22 protein-coding genes and 1 pseudogene are annotated in these 21,670 nt (G+C 72.0%); 12 read left to right on the top strand and 11 right to left on the bottom strand.

The window, feature by feature from the left end; genetic code table 11:
* Positions 1-324 (top strand): annotated as a pseudogene (locus J7E86_RS11890) (lycopene cyclase); the annotation flags it as partial.
* Positions 321-1,043, top strand: coding sequence for a leucine-rich repeat domain-containing protein (locus tag J7E86_RS11885; protein WP_215081563.1), 723 nt, complete (start codon positions 321-323; stop codon positions 1,041-1,043). The pseudogene J7E86_RS11890 and the gene J7E86_RS11885, both read left to right, overlap by 4 nt.
* 46 nt (positions 1,044-1,089) lie before the next feature.
* Here J7E86_RS11885 and J7E86_RS11880 read toward each other — a convergent pair whose 3' ends face one another.
* Entirely contained in the window at positions 1,090-1,503 is a 414-nt protein-coding gene (locus tag J7E86_RS11880; RefSeq protein WP_215081562.1) for a VOC family protein, read from the bottom strand.
* Between the two features lie 250 nt (positions 1,504-1,753).
* On the opposite strand from J7E86_RS11880, the gene J7E86_RS11875 reads away from it, so the two are divergent.
* Together J7E86_RS11875 and J7E86_RS11870 are read left to right on the top strand one after the other, a co-directional pair.
* Positions 1,754-2,524, top strand: coding sequence for a thioesterase II family protein (locus J7E86_RS11875; RefSeq protein ID WP_215081561.1), 771 nt, complete (start codon positions 1,754-1,756; stop codon positions 2,522-2,524).
* 193 nt (positions 2,525-2,717) lie between these two features.
* A complete protein-coding gene (locus J7E86_RS11870; RefSeq protein ID WP_215081560.1) occupies positions 2,718-3,620 on the top strand; it encodes a LysR family transcriptional regulator in 903 nt (300 codons plus the stop codon).
* 234 nt (positions 3,621-3,854) lie between these two features.
* On the opposite strand, the gene J7E86_RS11865 is transcribed toward J7E86_RS11870, so the two are convergent.
* The 4 genes from J7E86_RS11865 to J7E86_RS11850 are packed head-to-tail and all read right to left on the bottom strand — an operon-like array spanning position 3,855 to position 6,746.
* Complete coding sequence (locus J7E86_RS11865; protein ID WP_215081559.1) at positions 3,855-4,847, bottom strand: serine hydrolase; 993 nt, start codon at positions 4,845-4,847, stop codon at positions 3,855-3,857.
* Entirely contained in the window at positions 4,844-5,761 is a 918-nt protein-coding gene (locus tag J7E86_RS11860; RefSeq protein WP_215081558.1) for a hypothetical protein, read from the bottom strand. Before J7E86_RS11860 ends, J7E86_RS11865 begins: the two co-directional genes overlap by 4 nt.
* Positions 5,758-6,522 carry a hypothetical protein gene (locus J7E86_RS11855; RefSeq protein WP_215081557.1) on the bottom strand — a complete coding sequence of 255 codons (765 nt, stop codon included), beginning with the start codon at positions 6,520-6,522 and terminating at the stop codon, positions 5,758-5,760. Before J7E86_RS11855 ends, J7E86_RS11860 begins: the two co-directional genes overlap by 4 nt.
* Complete coding sequence (locus tag J7E86_RS11850) at positions 6,519-6,746, bottom strand: hypothetical protein (protein WP_215081567.1); 228 nt, start codon at positions 6,744-6,746, stop codon at positions 6,519-6,521. Before J7E86_RS11850 ends, J7E86_RS11855 begins: the two co-directional genes overlap by 4 nt.
* 318 nt (positions 6,747-7,064) lie before the next feature.
* Here J7E86_RS11850 and J7E86_RS11845 point away from each other — a divergent pair, with 318 nt between their 5' ends.
* Both J7E86_RS11845 and J7E86_RS11840 read left to right on the top strand, forming a co-directional pair.
* On the top strand, positions 7,065-8,273 hold the full coding sequence (locus J7E86_RS11845; protein ID WP_215081556.1) for a cytochrome P450: 1,209 nt from the start codon (positions 7,065-7,067) through the stop codon (positions 8,271-8,273).
* A 10-nt stretch (positions 8,274-8,283) separates the two neighbouring features.
* Positions 8,284-9,381: a type III polyketide synthase gene (locus tag J7E86_RS11840; RefSeq protein ID WP_215081555.1), complete on the top strand. Its 1,098-nt coding sequence runs from the start codon at positions 8,284-8,286 to the stop codon at positions 9,379-9,381.
* Positions 9,382-9,616: 235 nt separating this feature from the next.
* Here J7E86_RS11840 and J7E86_RS11835 read toward each other — a convergent pair whose 3' ends face one another.
* The 3 genes from J7E86_RS11835 to J7E86_RS11825 form a co-directional block, all read right to left on the bottom strand.
* The gene (locus J7E86_RS11835) at positions 9,617-10,072 is read right to left on the bottom strand and encodes a tellurite resistance TerB family protein (RefSeq protein ID WP_215081554.1); all 456 of its coding nucleotides are present in this window, start codon (positions 10,070-10,072) and stop codon (positions 9,617-9,619) included.
* A 250-nt stretch (positions 10,073-10,322) separates the two neighbouring features.
* Complete coding sequence (locus J7E86_RS11830; protein WP_215081566.1) at positions 10,323-11,348, bottom strand: rod shape-determining protein; 1,026 nt, start codon at positions 11,346-11,348, stop codon at positions 10,323-10,325.
* A gap of 177 nt (positions 11,349-11,525) precedes the next feature.
* Positions 11,526-13,214 carry a bifunctional 3'-5' exonuclease/DNA polymerase gene (locus J7E86_RS11825; RefSeq protein ID WP_215081553.1) on the bottom strand — a complete coding sequence of 563 codons (1,689 nt, stop codon included), beginning with the start codon at positions 13,212-13,214 and terminating at the stop codon, positions 11,526-11,528.
* Positions 13,215-13,296: 82 nt separating this feature from the next.
* Between J7E86_RS11825 and J7E86_RS11820 the strand changes: the two genes are divergently transcribed.
* Positions 13,297-13,626 (top strand): UBP-type zinc finger domain-containing protein, encoded by a 330-nt coding sequence (locus J7E86_RS11820; protein ID WP_215081552.1) that lies wholly within the window; start codon positions 13,297-13,299, stop codon positions 13,624-13,626.
* 185 nt (positions 13,627-13,811) lie between these two features.
* Here the strand turns inward: J7E86_RS11820 and J7E86_RS11815 are convergent, their stop codons facing one another.
* Positions 13,812-14,144, bottom strand: a complete 333-nt coding sequence (locus tag J7E86_RS11815; protein ID WP_215081551.1) for a hypothetical protein — start codon at positions 14,142-14,144, stop codon at positions 13,812-13,814.
* 235 nt (positions 14,145-14,379) lie between these two features.
* On the opposite strand from J7E86_RS11815, the gene J7E86_RS11810 reads away from it, so the two are divergent.
* The 4 genes from J7E86_RS11810 to J7E86_RS11795 all read left to right on the top strand — a co-directional run bounded on the left by J7E86_RS11810 (position 14,380) and on the right by J7E86_RS11795 (position 16,767).
* Positions 14,380-15,276 (top strand): XRE family transcriptional regulator, encoded by an 897-nt coding sequence (locus J7E86_RS11810; protein ID WP_215081550.1) that lies wholly within the window; start codon positions 14,380-14,382, stop codon positions 15,274-15,276.
* Between the two features lie 594 nt (positions 15,277-15,870).
* Positions 15,871-16,140: a GntR family transcriptional regulator gene (locus J7E86_RS11805; RefSeq protein ID WP_251019010.1), complete on the top strand. Its 270-nt coding sequence runs from the start codon at positions 15,871-15,873 to the stop codon at positions 16,138-16,140.
* Positions 16,141-16,185: 45 nt separating this feature from the next.
* Positions 16,186-16,476 carry a winged helix-turn-helix domain-containing protein gene (locus tag J7E86_RS11800; RefSeq protein ID WP_215081549.1) on the top strand — a complete coding sequence of 97 codons (291 nt, stop codon included), beginning with the start codon at positions 16,186-16,188 and terminating at the stop codon, positions 16,474-16,476.
* A 51-nt stretch (positions 16,477-16,527) separates the two neighbouring features.
* A complete protein-coding gene (locus J7E86_RS11795; protein WP_251019012.1) occupies positions 16,528-16,767 on the top strand; it encodes a GntR family transcriptional regulator in 240 nt (79 codons plus the stop codon).
* Between the two features lie 41 nt (positions 16,768-16,808).
* Here J7E86_RS11795 and J7E86_RS11790 read toward each other — a convergent pair whose 3' ends face one another.
* Together J7E86_RS11790 and J7E86_RS11785 are read right to left on the bottom strand one after the other, a co-directional pair.
* On the bottom strand, positions 16,809-17,585 hold the full coding sequence (locus J7E86_RS11790) for a phosphotransferase (RefSeq protein WP_308312566.1): 777 nt from the start codon (positions 17,583-17,585) through the stop codon (positions 16,809-16,811).
* Positions 17,586-17,692: 107 nt separating this feature from the next.
* Entirely contained in the window at positions 17,693-18,217 is a 525-nt protein-coding gene (locus J7E86_RS11785) for a DUF6879 family protein (protein ID WP_215081547.1), read from the bottom strand.
* A 213-nt stretch (positions 18,218-18,430) separates the two neighbouring features.
* Between J7E86_RS11785 and fxsT the strand changes: the two genes are divergently transcribed.
* The gene (gene fxsT / locus J7E86_RS11780; RefSeq protein ID WP_215081546.1) at positions 18,431-21,319 is read left to right on the top strand and encodes an FxSxx-COOH system tetratricopeptide repeat protein; all 2,889 of its coding nucleotides are present in this window, start codon (positions 18,431-18,433) and stop codon (positions 21,317-21,319) included.
* The last annotated feature ends 351 nt before the right edge of the window (positions 21,320-21,670 follow it).

Below are 21,670 nucleotides of genomic sequence, written 5' to 3'. Positions count from 1 at the left end.
GCGCTGCTGCGCCTGCGCGCCCACGCCGGCACCCACGGCGACCCGGCCTTCCGCGAGGTCGTCGCCCCGCTGTGCGCCGCCCTCGCGGCGGTCGTCGACGAGGACTGGGCGGGCGCCCTGCCCGTCCTGCGCGCGCTCATGCCCCGGCTCGGGGCCCTCGGCGGCAGTGCCGCGCAGCGCGACATAGTGGAGGAGACATTGCTGTTCGCCCTGGTCTCGGCCGGGCGGCACACGGAGGCGGCGGCGCTGCTGGACGCCCGCCTGGACCGCAGACCGTCGCCGCTGGACCGGCTGCGGCGCGGGAAACCGGAGACGACGTCATGACGACGGGCACGCTCGACCGCTGGAAGCACGGCCTGGACCGGGTGCCCGACGAGGTCTGGCACACGCCCGGGCTCCGCGTCCTGATCCTGGCCGGCAACGCCCTCACCGAGCTGCCCTCCCGCATCGGCACCCTGGCGGAGCTGCACACCCTCGACCTTGGGGACAACGCGCTCACCCGGCTCCCGGCGGAACTCGGGACGCTCCCCGCGCTCAGCCGCTTCCTCTACCTGCACGACAACGCCCTGACCGAACTGCCCGCGAGCCTCGGCCGCCTCACCCGGCTGCGCTACCTCAACATCGGCGGCAACCGGCTGCGCCAACTCCCGGACGCCCTGGGCGGGATGGCGTCTCTGGTGGAGCTTCGGGCGCAGCACAACCGCCTGGAGGCGCTGCCCGGCTCCCTGGGCCGGCTCACCGCCCTGCGCGAACTGTGGCTGCGCGGCAACGCCCTGACCGGGCTGCCGGAATCGGTGTCGGCCCTGGGGGACTTGCGGACGCTGGAGCTCCGGGAGAACGCCCTCGCCGCCGTACCCGGCGCGCTGCGCGGCCTGCCGCTGCTGCGCCATCTCGACCTGCGCTCCAACCAGCTGACCGAACTCCCTGCCTGGCTGGCCGATCTGCCGTCCCTGGAGAAGCTGGACCTGCGGTGGAACACCCTCGCGCCGGCGCCCCGGCTCTTCGCGGCGCTGGCGGAACGCGGCTGCGTGGTGCTGAGCTGAGACCCGCCGCCGGGGCCCGGTCACCGGACCCCGGCGGCGGTGCCGGTCACAGCGGCGGAGCAGCCGGTCCCATGGCGTCGCCACTGCCGTAGGGGCGGGTGAGGAGCTCCAGGTAGTGCCCGGAGGGGTCCAGGAAGTAGACGCCGTAGCCGCCGTCGTTGCGGTTGATCTCCGCCGGCCGCTTGCCGGCGGGATCGGCGAAGTACGCGACGCCGGCCGCCTTGATCCGCTCGAACATCGCCGGGAAATCGCTCTCCGGCACCAGGAACGCGTAGTGCTGCGGCGCGATCGTGTCGGCGTCGACGGTCGCGAAGTCCAGAGTGACGTTGTTGCCGGTCACCACGGGCAGGAACGGCCCGCCGGGCTCCCCGACCTCCAGGCCGAGGATGCCGGCCAGGAAGTGGGCGGACGTCTCCCTGTCCCGGGAGTGCACGATGGTGTGGTTCAGCTCGATCGACACGGTGGAATGCCCTCCCACAGGCATCTCACGGGCACCTCCGCGCTCCACCCGGCCGGTGACAGCGTGCGATGCCGTGTTCGTGATCTTATGCACCCCCGTCGCGGCCTGTCACGGCCGAAACGACCTCTGCGAGCGCCCTACGGGTCAGTACTGTCGTCCCGCACCTCCCTTCGAAGAACTCGAACGACTCGAACGGCACGAACGACGACGCGGACCACCGGACCGCCGGCGGGGCCGCACAGGAGACCGCATGACTGAACCACGGCGCACCGCGCCCACTTCCCGGTGGATCGCCGGCGGGGCCCTCCGGCAGGCGCCGCTGAAGCTGTACTGCTTTCCGCACGCCGGGGGTTCGGCCGCCGAGTACATCCGCTGGGGCAAGGAGATACCGGGCGTGGAGGTGTACGCCGTCCAGCTGCCCGGCCGCGCGAGCCGGTTCGCCGAGCAGCCGCTGACCTCCATGGACCACCTGGTCGAAGCGCTCCTGCGGGAGGTGGAGTTCACCGGCACGTACGCCTTCTTCGGGCACAGCATGGGCTCGCTCGTCGCCTACGAACTCACCTGCGCCCTCCGCGAGGCCGGGCGGCCGCTGCCCAGGCGGCTCTTCGTCTCCAGCGGCGCCGCGCCCGACGCGCCCCGCAAGCACGCCGGCCTGCACCTGATGCCCCGGGACGAGATGCTCGCGGCGGTCCACGGCAAGCACGGCGGCATTCCCGACGAGGTGTTCGCGCACCCGGAGTTGAAGGAGATGGTCGCGGTCGGGCTGCGCGCCGACTACACGGTCCTGGAGACCTACGCCTGGCGGCCCCGCGCGCCCCTGCCCGTACCCCTGACCGTGCTGGCCGGCGACCGCGAACCGCTGGCGCGGGACGACTCGCTCACGGGATGGGGGCGGCACACCACCTATCAGCCCGTCACCGTACGGACCTTCCCCGGCGGGCACTTCTATCTGCGGGAGCAGCCGGGCCCGGTCGTGCAGCGGATGCTGGCCGAGCTGCTGGGCGTGGGCGCCGCCACCTGAACCGGTGGTCGACACCCGTCCGCGGCGACGACGGTGACCGGTGCTGTGCATGCCCAGTGCCGGCGCGGTGTTGCTCGGTGAAGCCGCGGACAGGTTGCCGCCATGCACAGAGATCATGACTGCCGCCCGGCAGCCAAGTCAATCCTATGACTTTGCTCGAACTCTCCAAGGTGAAGCTTGTACCGTGACCGGTGTGACGCTAGATGACCTGAAGGTGTTCGTCATGGTGTGCGAGGCACGCAACCTCAGCGCCGTGGCACGGGAGATGAACTGCAGTCAGTCCGCCGTCAGCCAGCACGTGCGGCGCCTGGAGAAGGAGACCGGCCTGGCGCTGATGGAGCGCCAGCCCCGCGGGGTGGCACCGACCAGTGCCGGGCGGATCCTCCAGCGCGCCGCCTCCGACGGGCTGACCGCGCTCGGGGAGGGGCTGCGGCTGCTGGAGGAGCTGCGCACCGGCCGGGGCGGCTGTGTCGTCATCGCCACCGGCGCCACCACGATCCGCAATTTCATGGGCGCCGCCATAAAGGACTTCTGCCGCGCGTTCCCGGACGTCGGCCTGGAGTTCCACACCGAGCGCTCCAGCCACCGCTGCCTGGACGTGCTGCGGTCCGGCGCCTGCGACCTGGCCTGGGTGACCATCGCGGCGGACGCCACCGACGCCCAGGGCGTCGAGCAGCGGCCGGTGGTGAGCCTGGAGTGGGTGCTGGCCGTGCGCCCCGACGACCCGCTCGCCGGGGAGAGCGCGCTTCGCGCGGAGGACCTGGCCCGCACCCGCCTCATCCGCCCGCCCGAGGGGACCAGTTCGGGGCGTCAGGTCGAGCACTACCTCGGTGCGCACGGGCTGCCGCCGCGCGCCACCACCACTCGGGCGACCGACTGGGACACCGCGCTGCTGCTGGCCGAGATGGGCCTGGGGCACGCGCTGATACCGGCCGCGCCGGGGCTGGTCGGCCAGTCCGCGGACAGCGTCCGGCTGATCCCCGTCACCGGCATCCCGTCACTGGACGTGGGCTGGGCCGCCCGGCAGTGGTCGGCCCTCTCGCCCGCCGCCCAGGAGTTCGCGGCCACCGTCACGCGACACGTCGGGGGTGCCTAGGCCGTGTCCGGCGGATCATGTGAGCGGGTGCTGGGGGCGGTGTCGTGCGCACCACCGCTGCGCGGGGTGTCCTCAAGCGCCGGACAGGCTGCTGTGTCGTGTCCTCAAGCGCCGGACAGGCTAAAGCGGCTGAGCCCAGCCGAATCAAGCCCGTCCGGCGCTTGAGGACGCGCCCGCAGGGCGCCCGCCGCCGCAGGCGGCAAAGACGGCCCGCGGCCGAAGACCGGACACCGCCTAGGGGTCCAGGGCGCACAGCGTTCCGTACGCCGCCTGGATGAAGGGGGCCGTCGGCGTCGGCGCCGCGTCGGCCAGCGCCACGACGGCCGTGCCCGAGCGCGGCAGGAAGCCGGCGAAGGCGGTGAAGCCCCGGGTGCCGCCGGAGTGGTGGAGCAGCGGCCGCCCCGCGCGGGGCCGCAGGTTCCAGACGAGACAGATGCGGTGGCCCGTACGGGGCAGCGCCAGCCGGGGCCGCTGGACGTCGGCGAGCGCGGCCCGCAGGCTCGGCGGACCGGCGCGTTCCGGCGCGAGCAGGGCCGTCAGGCAGCGCAGCAGGTCGCGGGCGCTGGAGCGCAGGGCGCCGGCGGCGGGCAGGCCGGGGATGCGCCAGGGCGGGCGGGGCCGGCCGTGCCAGTGGCCCACCGCCTGCGGACGGTCCGGATCGCCGTCGGTGTCGGCGAGCCCGAGCGGGTCGAGGACGCGCTCGGCCAGCAGCGCCGCGTACTCCCCGCCGCCGGCCGCCCGGACGAGGACGTGGCCGAGCAGCCCGGCACCGTAGTTGGAGTAGCGGACGTGGGTGCCGGGCCGGTGGTGGAGCCGGGTGCGGGGGAGCGCGGCCATGACGTCGGCGGTGGAGAAGCCGGCGTACGGATTGCTGAACCAGCCGCTGCGGACCGCCGAACGCGTCACCAGCCCCGGGGGCAGCCGCGGCAGCCCGGAGGTGTGGGTGGCCAGGTGGAGCAGGGTGATCGGGGGCCCGGGTACGCGGTGCGGCAGATACCGCTCGACGGGGTCGTCGTAGCGCACCTCGCCCCGGGCGGCCAGCTCGGCGAGCAGCAGGGCGGTGAACGTCTTGGTCAGCGAACCGATCTCGAAGCGGGTGTCCGGACCGGCCGCGCCCCGGCACACCACCACGCGCTCCTCGCCGCGCACGGCGGCCACGGCGACGGCGTGCGCGCCCCGCGCGGCGTCCGGCAGGGCGCGCAGGGCGGCGTCGAGCGACGGATTCACGTCCCGCGCGCCGCGCGGGCCAGCGCGACGGAGCCCGCGACGGCGGTGACGACGACGGTGTGCTGATGGTCGGTGAACCGCTGCTGCGGGTCCTCGTCGATCGGGTCGCCGTCGCGCGGCATGAAGCCGTCGTCGTGCTGGAGGGAGGCGATGTTCTCCCAGGCGACCGGGTCGCAGTACGGCTCGTCCAGGGAAGCGCCGACGATCAGGAGCTCGGTCACCAGGTCCCACTGCGCGACCTCGGACCAGATGTCGATCCAGACCGGCAGCCAGGTGCGGAGGTACGCGGCGAGCTCCGCCGGCAGGCCGTGCGGCCGCCCGCCCCAGTCGGTGAGGTGGAATACGGTGTGGGTGACCATGTAGGCGGTGATCCAGTTGATGGCCCACGGCTCGGGGTTGCCGGCGAGCCAGGTCGCGCGGGTCAGCGCCGCCCAGTCGGTGTTCTGGTCGAGGCCCACGACGCGGGCTGCGTTGGCGACGGCCAGGCCGCGGTTGGGCAGGAGCTCGACGCCGGCCACCGACCGCAGCCGGGCGCGGTGGGCCAGCAGCCGGTCGAGTTCCGCGTGGCGGTAGCCGCAGCGCGCGAAGGGCGCGTACACCTCCAGCGGATCGCTCATCAGGGTGTGGCGCAGCTGGCGCTCGTAGAGCATGTCGCCCTCGCGCAGCTGCTCCCACGTGAAGTCCATCAGTGCTTGCGCGGCGACCAGTTGGCCGGGGCCGGCGACGCCGTCGCGCAGGATGACCGAGGCGGCGAGCGCGCTCTCGCCGAGGGGTTTGTAGACGCTGTCGGGTGAGGCGAGCTCCGCCGTGGTGCCGGGCGGCAGGGCGCCGAGTTCCCGCTGGGCGTGCAGCCAGGACAGCGCCCGGTCGGCCATGCTCCGGGCCGCCGCGACCACGGGTTCGGGAACCGTCATGTCCGTACTGCCTCCGTCTCCTGTGTCCCGTCCCGGCCGCTGTCCCCGTCGCCGAGCAGGTGATCCGCGACGGCCAGGTCCAGGGCGGTGCGCGGGCTCGCGCCGCCGCCGAGCAGGCGGACGTGTTCGAGTACGGGCGCCACGTCCAGCGGCAGTGTGACGCCTTGGTGGTGCAGCCATGCCAGCCAGCGGGCGATCCGCACGGCCGTGGGGAAGTCGCGGCGTAGGACGCAGCGGGTGACGCCGCGGCAGAGCGGCAGGGCCGCGCCGCGCGCCGCCTCGTGCACGGGCCCGTCCAGGCCGGGGGTGGCGAGGGTGGCGAGCTGTGCCATGTGCACGGACCAGCTCTGCCAGTGCGTGGGGTCGGCGAGGCCGCCGTCGGCCGGGGGCGGCCGGTGCGCGCTCGCGGCCGCCGCCGGGTTCCCGGCCAGGCGGGCCAGGAGCTGCGCGGTCGCCCAGTCGCGCCAGGCGACGGTGCGGTCCTCCGGGTGGGCGGAGGGCCCGGCGTCCGGTGACGGGAAGGCGTCGAAGGAACGGGCCACGGCGGCCGCGTCGTCCGCGTGGAACGGCGTGCCGACGAGTACGTGGGAGACGAAGGTGTCCGCGCCGATCATCCGGATCGCGGCGAGGGCCGCGAGGGCGTCGGGTGCGCTGTCGATGTGCCGGGCGACGAGAGGCGTGCCCCCGGTGCCCCGAAGGGCACCGAGGACACGGATGGCCAATTGGTCTGCCGCCGCGGCGAAGTCCGCCCGGGAGCTCACCTTCCCTTCGGTTCCTTCGGCTCCTTGGGCGACAGGAGGAGCAGGAGGAGGCCCGCTGCCTCGGGACTGGGGAGGGGTGGGTCGCTGACGGTGGCTTCCGGTTGCACCATCAGTGCCCCGATCGTCGACGCCTCGGTGGGGGTTGCGACGAGTCGTGTTTCTTGAGCGAGCATCAGCGCCTCCTTGCAGAGAAGTGTCACCATTTGTGCGGCGATGCCAGACATGAGCATAAAAGCGCCCTGCCGGATTCGCAGCTCGAGCGATCCGGCCGGGTCGGAAGGCCCGGGAGGGGCGGGAAGAGGCGCGGGGGAGGCGCGGGGGAAGGCGCAGGCGACGGGAGGCCCGGGAGTGGGGGCGCCGAAGGCCCAAAAATTAAAGGGGATAAAGAGGCTAAAGGTGGTGAAGAGCTGGGCGTTTCATTGAAAAATCCATCATATGGGTGAATCGTGAAGGGTTCGGTGTGGCATGCCCATGGGCGCGGCATGGTCAGAAAATAGGCTGACGCGCCGTCGGCGGGGCTCTGTGCACGAGGGAGTGTTGCGATGACCACTTCGGACTCCGTACGAACCTGTCCCGTCCGGCACGACGAGGCTCTGGAACCCGACCCGTTCATGACGCGGATGCGGACCGAGGCGCCCATCGCCCGGGTCCGGATGCCGTACGGCGAGGGCACCTGCTGGCTGGTCACCCGTTACGCCGACGTCCAGACCGTCACCGCGGACAAGCGCTTCAGCCGGGCCGCGCTGATCGGACGGGACTTCCCCAGGATCACTCCCGCCCCCATCGCCCAGTCCGAGGCGATCAACCTCATGGACCCGCCCGCTCTCAACCGCGTGCGCAGGCTCATCATCAAGTCCTTCACCACGCCCCAGGTGGAAGCCCTGCGGCCCTGGACGCAGCGGACGGTCGACGGGCTGCTGGACGACATGGCCGAGCACGGCGCCCCCGCCGACGTCGCCGACCACCTGGCCGACCGGTTGCCGCTGATGACGATCTGCGAACTGCTCGACATCCCCGTGCGGGACCGCGCCCAACTGCGCCGCCGGGCCATGGCCATGATGTCGATGAGCGCGGCCGACAAGGAGTCGGCCGTCGAGGCCAAGGCCGGCCTGCGCGCCTATTTCGACGAACTGACCGCCGAGCGCCGCCGCAACCCGGGGGACGACCTGATCAGCGCGCTCGCCACCGCCCGGGTGGGGGACGAGACGCTCGACGCGGCCGAGCTGTCCGTGCTGGCCATGCTGCTGGTGGTCACGGGCCATGACACCACCACGTACGACATCAGCAACATCGTCTATACGCTGCTGACCCATCCGGACCACCTGGCGCAGTTGCGGGCCCGCCCGGAGCTGCTGCCCCGGGCCATCGAGGAGTTGCTCCGCTTCATCCCGTTCCGGCAGGGCGTCGGCATTCCGCGGGTGGCCCTGGAGGACGTGAAGTTCGACGACGTCGTCATCCGGGCCGGGGACACCGTGCACATCTCCTACCTGACCGCCAACCGTGACGACCTCGCCTACGAGCGTCCCGACGACCTCGACTTCGAGCGCCCGGACCCCATGCCGCACATGGCCTTCGGATACGGCAGCCACCACTGCCTCGGATCCCACCTGGCCCGCATGGTCCTCCAGGTCGCCATCGGCACCTTGATCAACCGTTTTCCCGAACTGCGGCTCGCCGTACCGGCGGAGGAGGTGCAGTGGAACACCGTCTCGATCTGGCGCTACCCCCTCACCCTGCCGGTCGCCTGGTAAGGAGTGCGACATGGCAACTCTGTGCAGACCGGCCATCGCGGTCCCCGAGTACATCATCACCCGCGAGGAGACCCTGGAGCTCGCGCGCACCATCCACGCCGACCACCCCCAGCTCCAGCTCGCGCTCCGGCTGATCGGAAACACCGGGGTCCAGACCCGGCACCTCGTGCAGCCCATCGAGGACACCCTCCGGCACCCCGGCTTCACCGCGCGCAACGCCCGCTACGAAGCCGAGGCCAAGGCCCGGGTCCCCGAGGTGATCCGGCGGGCCCTGGCCCATGCCGAACTCACCACGCGCGACATCGACATGATCGTCTACGTCTCGTGCACCGGATTCATGATGCCGTCGATGACCGCCTGGATCATCAACACCATGGACTTCCGGGCGGAGACCAGACAACTGCCCGTGGCCCAGCTGGGATGCGCCGCCGGTGGCGCGGCCATCAACCGCGCGCACGACTTCTGCATCGCCTATCCCGAGGCGAACGTCCTCATCGTGTCCTGCGAATTCTGCTCGCTCTGCTATCAGCCGACGGACCTTGCGGTCGGCAATCTGCTCTCCAACGGCCTGTTCGGCGACGCCCTCGCGGCGGCGGTGGTGCGCGGCGAGGGCGGCGTGGGGGTGCGGCTGGAGCAGAACGGCTCGCACCTGGTGCCCGACACCGAGGAGTGGATCTCCTACGGGGTCCGGGACACCGGCTTCCACTTCATGCTGGACAAGCGGGTGCCCGGCACGATGGCCATGCTGGCGCCCGCCATGCGGGCGATGGCCGAGCCGCACAACTGGGACGTCTCCGGGCTCGACTTCTACATCATCCACGCCGGCGGGCCCAGGATCCTCGACGACCTGTGCAAGTACCTCGACCTGCCACCGGAGATGTTCCGCTACAGCAGGGCCACGCTCACCGAGCGCGGCAACATCGCCAGCGCGGTCATCTTCGACGCGCTGGAACGGCTCTTCCTGGACGGCGGCCCAGCGGACGCGGCCCGCGGCATCATCGCGGGCTTCGGTCCCGGCATCACCGCGGAGATCGCCCTGGGCACCTGGACCGAGCCGGGCCGGGAGCCGGGCAAGGACGCGAGGCAGCCGGTGCGGCTGCCGGCTTGAGGCTGTCCTCAAGCGCCGGACAGGCTGCTGTGCTGTGTCCTCAAGCGCCGGACGGGCTGCTGTGCTGTGTCCTCAAGCGCCGGACAGGCTGAAGCGGCTGAGCCCAGCCGAATCAAGCCCGTCTGGGGGCACCTCCCAGCGGTAGCTGGGGGAGATTGAGGACGCGCCCGCAGGGCGCCCGCCGCCGCAGGCGGCAAAGACGGCGGCCGACGGCCGAAGACCCACCGGCCACGACCTAGAGGTCGAACTCCGCCGGATCAATCCCCACCGCGAAGCACACCTCGCGGACCACCGCCCGCTCCGTCTTGTCGAAGTCGCCGTCCGCGCCGCCGATGACGATGCCGATCTGAATGACCGCACGCGCCTCGGTGGGCTTCTTCTGCACCTTGCCGATGGTCTGCAGGATGCTGACCTTGCCGAAGTCGAAGTCGGTCGACAGCTTCTGGCAGTAGTCGTTGAAACGCGCCTGAAGGTCGTCGGCGGCGAAGTTCTGCAGGACGTCGTTGGTGGCGATCAGCGAGGCGACGCGCCGCCGCTCGGAGGCGTCGATCGAACCGTCGGCGGCGGCCACCAGCGCGCACATCGCCATGCTGGCGTCGCGGAACGCGCCGCTCTTCAGCTCGTTCTTCTTCGCCACGAGCTGACCCTGCATCGTCGTCGCGGAGTCCTTGAGCCGGTCCCAGAGCGCCATCTGTGTATCTCCTCGTAAAAACATCGGGGGCATACACAGAACTGTTCGGATGGGGAGAAGAGTTCCCAAAGCGACCTTTTTAAGCCAGTGGGTCGGTTGAGGACACTGGGTCAGAGGCCGGTGGCCGGTGGCCCGCAGGGCCGGTGCGGCGGCTCTTGCAGGGCGGGGCCGGGCCGAAGCCCGGGTCCGAGCCCGGGTCCGAGCCCGAGCCCGAGCCCGAGCCCGGTTCAAGCCGGCCGCAGGCCGCCCGTCACGCCCCCAGCGGGTCCAGGTGCAGCGGCTGGACCCGGCCCTCCAGCATCGCGCCCAGGCCGACCACGGCGCAGACGTCCGGCCGTTCGGCGATGTGCACGATCAGCCCGGTCGCGTCGCCGATCATGCGGTCCAGGCCCGGCAGCATCGCGCTGCCGCCCGCGAGCATCACGCCCCGCTCCACCAGGTCTGCCACCAGATCGGGCGGGCAGGCCCGCAGCACCCGCCCGATGGCGTCCAGCACGCCCGTCAGCGGGGTGTGGATCGCCTCGCGGACATGGGCGGTGCTCACCATGACCGTACGGGACAGGCCCGTGGCCGCGTCCCGGCCGCGGACCTCCGCGCCGTCCTCGACCGGGTCCGCCGACAGCGCCACGTGCAGCGGGTGCAGCCCCTGCGTGGGCAGCATCAGGCCGTGCCGGGACCGCAGGTGCTGCACCACGGCGTAGTCGATGGCGTCCCCGCCGACCAGCACCTTCTCCGCCGCCACGATCGAGCCCAGGGACAGCACCGCGACCTGCGTGGCGGCGGCGCCGCACACCACGATCATCGTGGCCTCGGGCTGTTCCACGGGCAGCCCGCAGCCGACGGCCGCGGCGACGAGGGTGTCGACCAGCTCGACGCGGCGCGCCCCCAGGCCCGTCAGCGTCTCGATGGCGGCCCGCTGGGCGATGGGCTCCGCGTCGTGCGGCAGGCAGACGGCCGCGCGCATCATCGGCTTGCGCCGCCAGGCCCGGGGGAGCTTGTGGTGGACGAGGAACCGCAGCATGCGCTGTGCCATGTCGATGTCGACGACCGTGCCCCCGGAGATCGGGCGGACGACGCGGATGTGGCTGGGCGTCCGGCCGGACATGCCCTCGGCGAGGGCGCCGACGGCGATCAGCGAGCCGGTGCGGGTGTTCACCGCGGCGATGCTCGGTTCGTCGACGATCAGCCCGGTGTCCTTGACGTAGACACGGGTCCGCGCGGCTCCGAGGTCGACGGCGATGGTGCAACGGCGGAGCTGCTCAAGACTGTCGGACAGCACAGCGTGTCCTCCCCTGGACTGACGGAGACCGGGCCGCGTGCGGCGGCCCTCCGGGCCATCGTGCGGTGTCCGGAGGACGGCTGCCCGCTGAACTGCGCCGCACGGGGGAGGCGTGGTGACGTGCTGTCAGCGCGTGCGGCGCGCGCGAGGGGCCCGGCGCGCCCGCCGGAGTGCTCAGGCGGGCTGGTCCTTCGCGTCCGCGTAGCACCGCACGACCGCCGTGGTGAAGGGTATGCGCACCGGTGTTCCGCCGAAGCAGATGCGCCCCGCACGGTCGGACGCGGTGCGGATGGCCGCGGTCACGGTGGCGGCCTCCTCCTCGGGGCAGTGCACGATGACCTCGTCGTGCTGGAAGAAGACCAGCTCGGCGCGGAGCCCCGCGAGCTCCTGGCGCAGCGCCGCGAGCATCGCCAGCGCCCAGTCGGCGGCGCTGCCCTGGACGACGAAATTCCGGGTGAACCGGCCGCGGGCCCGCCCGGCGGGCGTGCTGCCGTACGCCGGCCGGGCGTCGTCCTCCTGGGGCAGGCCCGCCTCATCCGGGGCCTGCGCGGAGGCGGGCGGGCAGGTGCGGCCGAGCCAGGTCCGTACGAGCCGTCCCTCCTCACCGGCGCGGGCGGCGTCGTCGACATAGGCGACGGCGGCGGGGAAGCGGCGGCGCAGGTCGGCGAGGTTCTTCAGGCCGTCGCCGGACGTCTGCCCGTAGATCGCGCCGAGCAGGGCGAGCTTGGCCCGCTCGCGGTCGCCCGCGAAGGCCCGGTCCGACAGGGCGGCGTACAGGTCGCGCTCGCCCGCCGCGGCCTCCATCAGTCCGGGGTCGCGGGAGACGGCGGCGAGGATCCGCGGCTCCATCTGGTCGGCGTCGGCGACGACGAGCCGCCACCCCGGGTCGGCGATCACGGCACGCCGGATGACCCGGGGGATCTGGAGGGCGCCCCCGCCGTTGGTGGTCCAGCGCCCGGAGACCGAGCCGCCCGGCACGTACTCCGGGCGGAACCGGCCGTCCCGCACCCACGTCTGGAGCCAGGACCGGCCGTGCGCGGTGTGCAGGCGGTAGAGCTTCTTGTAGCGCAGCAGGGGTTCGACGGCCGGGTGGTCGATGCCGCGCAGCTCCCAGGCGCGGGTGGAGGACAGCGAGATGCCCTGCCGGGCGAAGGCGCGGATGATGTCGGCGGGCAGGTCGGGCCGTACGCGCACGCCGCCGAAGGCCCGGGAGACCTCGTCGGCCAGCTCGGCCAGCCGCCGGGGCTCCAGGCCGCCGGGATAGCGCTCGCCGAGCAGCTCGTCCAGCAGCGCGCGGTGGACGTCGGCGCGCCAGGGCACGCCGGTGCGGTTGAGCTCGGCCGCGACGAGCGTCCCCGCCGACTCCAGGGCCAGCAGCAGCCGCATCCGGCCGGGGTGCCCGGCCGATTCCGTACGGGCCAGCTGGTCGGCGTGGACCGTCACCAGCGCGTCCAGCGGGTCGGTGCCCGGCGGCAGCGGGGCGGGGCCGGGCTCGAACAGCGACGGCTGGCCGCCGGCCGCCCGCACGGGCGGATCCGCCGGCACCGGCAGCCCGTGCAGCCGCGCCCACGCCGCCGCCAGGGATCTCGGCTGACCGGACTGGCCCTCGGCGTGGCCGATGAGCAGCGCCTCGGCCGCCTCCACGTCATGGCACCGCTCGACGCGGACGCCGGCGGCGAGGAGCCGCGGATACGCGTCGGCGGTGGACCGCCACACCCACCGCTCGGCCTCCGGCCGCGACCGCACGGCCTCGGCCAGACCGCCCGCGGATTCCACCGGCCCGGCGGGGGCGCCCGAGGGGTCGACGGGGCGGAGACGAACACCCCCGTCGCCCGTCTCCGCCACCGCCCACCTCATGGTCATGAGTCTGCCAGCGGGGTCTGACAATGCCCCTGACCTCGGACTTCGGCGCGCGGGGCGGCACTGTCCGGCCTACGCTGACGACATGAGCGAACCCACCTCCTGGCGGGTCACCGCGGACGTCGAGGGCAGGCCCACCGCACAGGACTGTGCCCACCTCGACGAGCCCCGCGAGGTGACCCCGAGCACGACGGAGGGCTGCGAGGACTGCCTGCGCATCGGCGGCACCTGGGTCCACCTGCGCGAGTGCCTCACCTGCGGCCACGTCTCCTGCTGCGACAGCTCCCCCCACCGCCACGCCAGCGCCCACGCCCACACCACCCCCGGCCACGACCTCGCCCGCTCCTTCGAACCGGGCGAGAACTGGGCCTGGTGCTACGCGGACCAGCTGCTGCTGGTGCCGGCGGGGCGGTGACCAAGCCCGGTCGGCGTTTGACGGCCCGCAGCCGAAGATCCGCCGGACACCACCTGGCGGCCCAGGCTGGTGCGGTGTCCGGCGGATCACGAATCAAGCCCGTCCGGCGTTTGAGGACACCCGCAAGGTGCCTGCCGCCGCAGGCGGCAATGACGGCCCGCAGCCGGACCGGCACCACCCCGTGGCTACGGCCGGCGGCCCTCCCCCTTCGCGGACACCGCCTCGAACGTGCATTCCTCGCTGATCGTCGTGGAGGAGCGGGCGCCCAGCGACTCCCACGCCGTGGTGTGCCGGACGACCTGGCCGAGGACCCGGCAGTTGTAGACCATGCGGACCTGGCTGGCCGACCCCTTGCCCTTGCAGGTGACCCATACGGCGGTGTTCGCCCGGTGCCCCGTACAACTCGGTGCGGTCCAGGCTTCCGCACCGCCGGCCCCGGCGTGTGCGGCGGGTGCGAGGGCGAACCCGGCCGCGGCGAGGGAGAGGGCGGCGAAACCGGTGGCTGCGCTTCTGAACACGATGGCTCCTTGTGCCTCAAGTGGAAGGTGGGCCTCGGCCCCCGATGTCGCCGGGGTGACCCGGACCGAGCGTGCGAGCGGCCCGGAACGCGGGTCAATGCCGTCGGCCGGTCCCGGACGCGGCAAGCCTGTCCGGCCTGGACACAGCGGTACGCGGAGGCTGTCCGGACATGCTCCGGACAGGTTGGCCCGTTCGCGGATTGCGGGCCGCGTACCCGCTCGCAACCATTCCGGCATGCGGGGGACGACGGGCGTACCACCACAGGGAGCGCGCGACGCGGGCGAGTTCACCGCCCGCATGCGCCGGCTGAAGGAACGTTCCGGGCTGACGTACCGGGAACTGGAACAGCGGGCGCAGGACCGCGGCGACGTCCTGGCCCGCAGCACCCTCTCGGACGTCCTCCAACGACAGGCCCTGCCCCGGCCCGAACTCCTCGTCGCGTTCCTCCGCGCCTGCGGGGTGGACGACGAACGCGAGGTCGCCGCCTGGCTGGAGACCCGGAGCCGCATCGAGGCCGCACCCGGCGGACCCCGCCCGCGGTTCCTCCGCTCCGCGTTCGTCGCGCCGGCGGCCCTGGCCCTGCTGATCGCCCTGCTGGCGACGGGCGCCTGGCTGCTCCTGCCGGACGACGACGCGAGACCGTCGGCCCGACCCTCAGCACCGCACGGCTGGGTGGAGATCCGCCCGGCCCGCACCACGCACCTGTGCCTGACCGAGGGCCGCGACCGCAGCGGCGCCTACCCGAACGCGGTCGCCGCCCAGCGCCCCTGCACGGAGGCGAGGCCGCCGCACACCTACCTCAAACCGGTACGCGGCGGCCCCGGCAGCCCGTACTACATCGAATGGCACCACCCGAAACACGGCAAAGGCTGCCTCACCATCCGCCGCGCCGCCCCCGCGAAGAACATGCTCGAACCCTGGGACGCCTGCACCGACGCCAACACCGACCAGCACTTCCGCGTCGAACCCGCCGGCACCACCGGCACGGCGACCCGCTACCGGCTGCGCCCCGAGGGCTCGTCCCTGTGCATCGGCATAGGCGCCGACGACACCCGCCCGGAGGCGGAGGCCGTGGAGGAACCCTGCACCGGTGCGGCGGACCAGCAATTCCTCATCGAGAACGTGGCGTGAGGCTCACCCGCCCGGAGCGCCGCCGTTCCCGACGGCCCGGCAACTGCTCACGTTGACCGCCTTGACCTTGGCACTGAGCAACTCGGCGTCAGTGGCGGGCCGGACGGCATCCGGTTCGGCGTCCCACTCCCTCCCACCGGCAGGCGGCCGAAGCTGAAGGCTGGGGCCGTCATGCCCCATGACCTCCCCGACTCTGCCGGTACGGGTATCGACGACGAACGCGCGGGCGCGGGGCGTCACTCGGCCTCCTTGGTGGAGCAGGTGCAGTTGCGCAGCGGGCTGGTGGGCTTGATGTCGATCCCGTGGGCGGTGGCCCAGACGTAGACGCCGCAGTGCGGGCGGAGGGGTTCGGGGGTGGCGGAGGTGGACGCCTCCAGCGGGGGCGTGCGAGGGGCGTTTCGGGCGCTGTGCGACGGCTGAACAGAGCCCTCGTCCAGGCGAGTAGGCGGGAGATAGAGTCCTTCACGTCATCAGCTCCTGAGGCTGGTGGCCATGCCCCCGGGCCGGTATCAGCGGTCGCGGGGGTCTTGAGTGCGCCTACCCTAGAGCCCCCTAGAGTGCCCTGTCTACACCTAGGCGTCTAAAGTAGGCTCTATGTTCGGTTGCATATCGCTGTTTACAGTCACCAGCGTGATGGAGTACGACCCGACGCGGCCGAAGTGGATGCAGATCGCCGAAGTGATCCGGCAGCGCATCGCCAGCGGTGAATATCCGCTCAACTACCTCATCTCCGAGGTGCGCATGGAGCAGGAATTCGACGTCGCGCGCACGACCGTCCGTAAGGTGACCGCTGCCCTCCGCGCCGAGGGCCTGATCGTCACCACCCCCGGCATGGGCTCGTTCGTCGCCGCGAAGGAATCCTGACCGAACCCCGCCTGCCGCGGCGGCGGTTGTCCTACGTTGGCGCTCATGGCAGATGAGCGGAGCCACCGGTCCGTCGTCGACCCGACAAGAGCGGCCTACGTCTACATGCAGGTCGCCGACCATGTCGTGGCAAGAATCGAGTCCGGATCCCTGCGCCTGGGCGCTCGCCTGCCGGGAGAGCGAGACCTGGCCGAGGAGTACGGCGTAGCCATCGGCACGGTCCGCCGAGCCATTCAGGAACTGCGGGACCGAGGTCTCCTCGTGACCCTGCCTGCCAAGGGAACCTTCGTCTCGGAACGACCGGCGTCGGACGAAGCGGCCCGGAGCGAGGCGTAGTCGACGAACTGAGCCCGCTCGTCACGTCGGATGCGTACAGTCCTGACCGTGATGGAGTACGACCCTGCGCGCCCCAAGTGGACCCAAATCGCCGACGTGATTCGCGAGCGCATTGCCGACGGCGAATACCCCGTGAATCACCTGATCTCGGAGACTCGGCTTGAGCAGGAGTTCGGTGTGGCGCGCGGAACGGTCCGCAAGGTCAAGACGGCCCTGCGCGACGAGGGGCTGATCGTCACCACTCCCGGCATGGGCTCGTTCGTCGCCGAGCAGCCGCCGACAAGCACCTAGCTAGTTCTTCAATCCTTCAACCGCCGCAAGGCGGTGAGCCCTCAGGCGCCGAGCATGGCGCTCTTCCATTGTTCTTCACGCTGCTCGATGTATTCGGCGTCGGTTCGCCAGACGTCGCCGTGGCCTTCCGACCAGAGGACGGCCCAGGGCTGCTTGCCCAGAGCGGCCTGGTTCCGCAGGAAGTCGTGCATGGAGTGTGTGCGGCGCCCGAGCATGGGGACCAGCTGATGCCGTTCGGCTTCGTCGAGACCGTAGGCGTCGGCGAAGACCCGCATCCGGTCTCCGGCGTCGGTGCGTTGCCGGTCAGGTTGCGCGGACAGCGGGATGAAGCCGTGCAGGGCATAGGCGACATCCCACAGACGGGAGCCTGGGGCGGCGGTGTCCCAGTCGATGAAGGCCCACTGGTCTTCGCCGTCGGCCACGAGGTTCCACGGGGCCAGATCGTGATGGGCGATGATGTCGCTTCCCTCGGCCGGTATGAGCGCCTGCCAATGAGCGTCGGGAGGTGGGGCGAAGCCCTGCACGGCTTCGTGGAACTCCCTGATGAGACGCGCCACCCGGGCCAGCTGCTCAGGGGACTCCAGCAGGGAGAACCGGTCGGGCCAGACGACGCGGCCCGGCATGAAGGTCAGTACCTCACGCTCCTGGTCGTCGATGCCCAGCGGACGAGGAGCTGCCCGGAATCCCACCTCGTGCAGATGCGTGAGCAAGGCGTGCACCGCAGGTGTCCACGGCCCGGCAGGGCGACGGACCGTATCGCCCACGCGGACGACACCCTCGCTGACATTCCCGCCGACCAACGGCTGCTCTTGCTGCACAGACCCATTCTGCCGTCGCGCCGCTTCGCCGCGACGGACTTACGGGTGGCCTCGGCGCTGGATGACTGGGAGGGAGGCATGGGCGGACAACTGACCGACCTGAGTCGTCAGACGGAGAATTCCTCGTGGGGAGTGGCACGTTCCCACACGCTCTCGAACGCTGATGCGCACATTTTCACCACAGCGGGGTCATCGCACAGCTCATGCCCAGCGGAAGCACCTTGCCCGGTGAAGTGACCGAAGCGAACCAGCCGGTCGTCGAACAGCCACAGGTCATTTCCGGGGAGCGCGAGATCGGACGCCTTCCGTCGGGGGAGCCAGCGCACCTGCTCGCCGGCCGTGATGTTCTGGTAGGTGCAGGTGTATTCGTACGTGATGTAGGTGCTCACCGGCTCGGACACGATGCGCGCGCGGCGGAACACCACACCGCGCGCCACGGCGTCACGCACCGTGGTGTGGGAGGGGTTCCACCAGGTGGCGGGGTCCGGGTCCGGACGCCAGCCGCCACACCACGCCTCGAACTCCGCCGCCTCCTCGCCGACCCCGTAGCAGTCGCGCATCTCAAGGTGGACGGCAGAGTGCCGACACTGGGCGATCAGGTCAGAGAAGCTGGGCGCGGTGTTCTGCGGCATCGGTTGCACTTTCGCTGACCATCATGGCTGCGGCAGGCGCGCGTCAAGAGCGCGTGGCGAACCCGGACCCTGCCCTGCGCGGCCAGGGCACAGGCGGCCGTCCGCCGGGCAGGCCGAGTGGCCTTGACGTTTCCCCGCCACACCCACCCCACTTGCGGGATCATTGCCGCGACACACGGCACACCGAGCACAGGGTGATTCGGGGGAACCACGATGACCGACGCCGGACAGCGGTTCTTCATCAGTTACGCGGGTCTCGACCGCCCCTGGGCGGAATGGGTGGGGTGGCACCTGGAACGGGCCGGCCACCAGGTCATCCTCGACGTGTGGGACTGGAGCGCCGGGGACAACTTCGTCCAGCGCATGGAGCAGGCGCTCGAACGGGCCGATGCCGTCGTCGCGTTGCTCTCCACCTCCTACTTCGACCGGGACCGCTGGACGGAGGACGAGCGCACCGCCGCCCTCGCCCGCCGGGACCGCATCATCCCCCTCGCCCTGGAGCCGCTCTCCAACGCCGGCACCCCGCCCCTCCTGGCCTCGAAGATCCGCAAGAATCTCCACGGCCTGGACGAGGCGGCCGCCATCGCCGTCCTGCGGGAGGCGGTCAACGGCGGGGCACGCCGGACGAGTCCGCCGCCGTTCCCGGGCGACGCGCCGGCGCCCGAAGCGGACGCGAGTGCCACGAGACCCCGGCTGCCCACCCCCGCCGGCCACCCCGGCGTACGCAACCTGCGTCGCCGCAACCCCGACTTCTCCGGACGCGAGGCCCTGCTCGCGCAGCTGCGCGACGGGTTGCTCAGCGGCCGGCAGGCGGTCGTACAGGCCGTGCACGGCATGGGTGGCATCGGCAAGACCCAGATAGCCCTGGAATACGCCCACCGCTTCGCCGACCAGTACGACGTGGTGTGGTGGGTGGACGCCGAACAGGCCGACCAGGTGCCCGTCCACTACACGGAGCTCGCCCACCGCCTCGGGATCGCCAAGCCCGACGCCGGCGCCGAGCCCAACGCCCGTGCGCTGCTGCAGCACTTGCGCGGCGGCGAGCGGCGCTGGCTGATCGTCCTCGACAACGCCGAGGACCCCGATCAGATCGAGCCCTGGCTGCCGGAGGGCCCCGGCCACGTCCTGATCACGTCCCGCAACCCCGACTGGCACCGCATCGCCCACCAGACCGGTCTGGACGTCTTCACGCGTTCCGACTCCCTCGCCTACCTCAGGACCCGGGTCCCGGGCATCCCCGCCGAGCAGGCGGACGTCCTCGCGCAGGACCTCGGCGATCTTCCCTTGGCCCTCGCGCAGGCCGCCGGCGTCATCGGCAGCGGCATGACCGTCGACCGCTACCGGCAGCTCCTCACCACCAACACGGCGAGCATCCTGCGGAAGGCGACGTCGGGCTACGCGGCGTCCCTGGCGGCCGCGGTCGGCATCGCCGCCGGCCGCCTCGACGACGACCACCCCGAGGCGACCGCCCTGCTCCGCCTCGGCGCCTTCTTCGGGCCGGACCCGATCCCCACCGGCTGGCTGGAGAACGCCCGTCCCGAGCTGACCACCATTCCGGGCGATCCGGACGACGTCATGTGGCCGCGCGACGCCCTGCATTCCCTGAGCCGTTACGGTCTCGCCCGGGTGGACCACGAGAGCTTCCAGATCCACCGCCTCACCCAGGCCGTCCTCCGCGACCGGACCGGCCCGGAGCAGGTCGGCCGCATCCGCGACGACCTCGTCACGCTGCTGTGCGGCGTCGACCCGGGCGCACCGGACGCCCCGGAGGCATGGCCGAGGTGGGCGCCGCTGGCATCGCACCTCACCGCGGGGCACGCCGTCTCGACCGAGCGCCCGGAACTGCGGCCGATCCTCCTCAAGGCCGCGTTCTTCCTCCTCATGAGCGGCCAGCCCCGCAGCGCCTACGACCTCACGGCCGCCCTGCGCCGGTCATGGGAGGCGGAGTTGGGACCCGATCACCCCGACACCCTCACCTGCATGCAGTACCTCGGCCACGCCACCGCCGACCTCGGTGACATCAGCGGAGCGCTGCCCGTCGTCGAGGACACCTACGTCCGACGGCGCCGCATCCTCGGTGACGACCACCCCGACACCCTCCAGTCCGCCAACGACCTGGCCGCCGTCCTGGCCAGAGCGGGCAAGATCGTGACAGCGCACCGCATGGACGAGGACACCTTCGCGCGCCGGCGGCGGGTCCTGGGCGAGGACCACCCCGACACCCTCCAGTCCGCCCACAACCTCTCCGGCGCCCTGTACAGCCGCGGCGACTACGCGGAGGCCCGTCGCATGGACGAGGACACCCTCGCCCGTCGACGCCGCGTCCTCGGCGAGGGCCACATCCACACCCTCCAGTCCGCTCTCAGCCTCGCCACCTGCCTGAACAGCCTCGGCGAGTACGTGGAGGCCCGCCGCATGCACGAGGACGTCCTCGCGCGCCGGCGGCGGGTGCTGGGGGAGGACCACCCCGACACCCTCTGGTCCGGCCACAACCTGGCCAGCACCCTGTTCAGCCTCGGGGAGCGGGTGGAGGCCCGCCGCATGGAAGAGGACAACCTCGCGCGCCGACGGCGGGTGCTGGGGGAGGACCACCCCGACACCCTCTGGTCCACCCACAACCTGGCGGGGACCTTGTACAGCCTCGGTGAGCACGTGGAGGCCCGCCGCATGACCGAGGACGTCCTCTCCCGGAGGCGGCGCATCCTGGGCGAGGACCACCCCGACACCCTCAGCTCCGCCCACGACCTCGCCGTCATCCTGCACAACATCGGTGAGTACGAAGAGGCCCGGCTGCGGGACGAGGACACCCTCGCGCGCCGGCGGCGCATCCTGGGCGAGGACCACCCGCACACCCTGAGGACCCTCCACAATCTCGGCGTCGACCTGCAGAGACTGCGCAGTTACCCGGAAGCGGTGGAGTTGCTGGAGGACGTACGCGCCCGCCGCCGGCGCGTTCTCGGTGACGAGCACCCCGAGACCATGTCCACCACGGGAGAACTCGCCAACACCCTGGCGGCCATGGGCAAGCGGTTTGCCGCCCAGCGGCTGTTGTCGAAGCAGCAGAAACAGGCCAAGCGCCGCGCTGGCCGCAAGCGGCGGTAGATGGTGGCCGGTGGGTCATGTGAGCGGGCGGCTGCGGGCCGTGTCGTGCGCACCACCGCTGCGCGGCGGTGTCCTCAATCGCCGGACGGGCTGAGATCGGCTGAGCTCAGCCGCAATCAAGCCCGTCCGGCGTTTGAGGACGCGCCCGCAGGGCGCTCGCCGCCGCAGGCGGCAAAGACGGCCGGCGGCCCGCAGCCGAAGTCCCGCCGGCCACCGCCTAAGGCCGCACTCCCGTGCTCAGCAGCGCCGAGATCGAGTCCGCCGGTACGGGGCGGGAGTAGAACCAGCCCTGTCCCGTGTCGCATCCGATGCGGCCCAGCCGCTCCGCCTGTTCCGCGCTCTCCACGCATT

The sequence above is a fragment of the Streptomyces sp. ISL-11 genome (genome assembly GCF_018614525.1).
Classification (GTDB): Bacteria; Actinomycetota; Actinomycetes; order Streptomycetales; family Streptomycetaceae; genus Streptomyces.
This window is presented reverse-complemented; position numbering and strand designations above follow the sequence as displayed.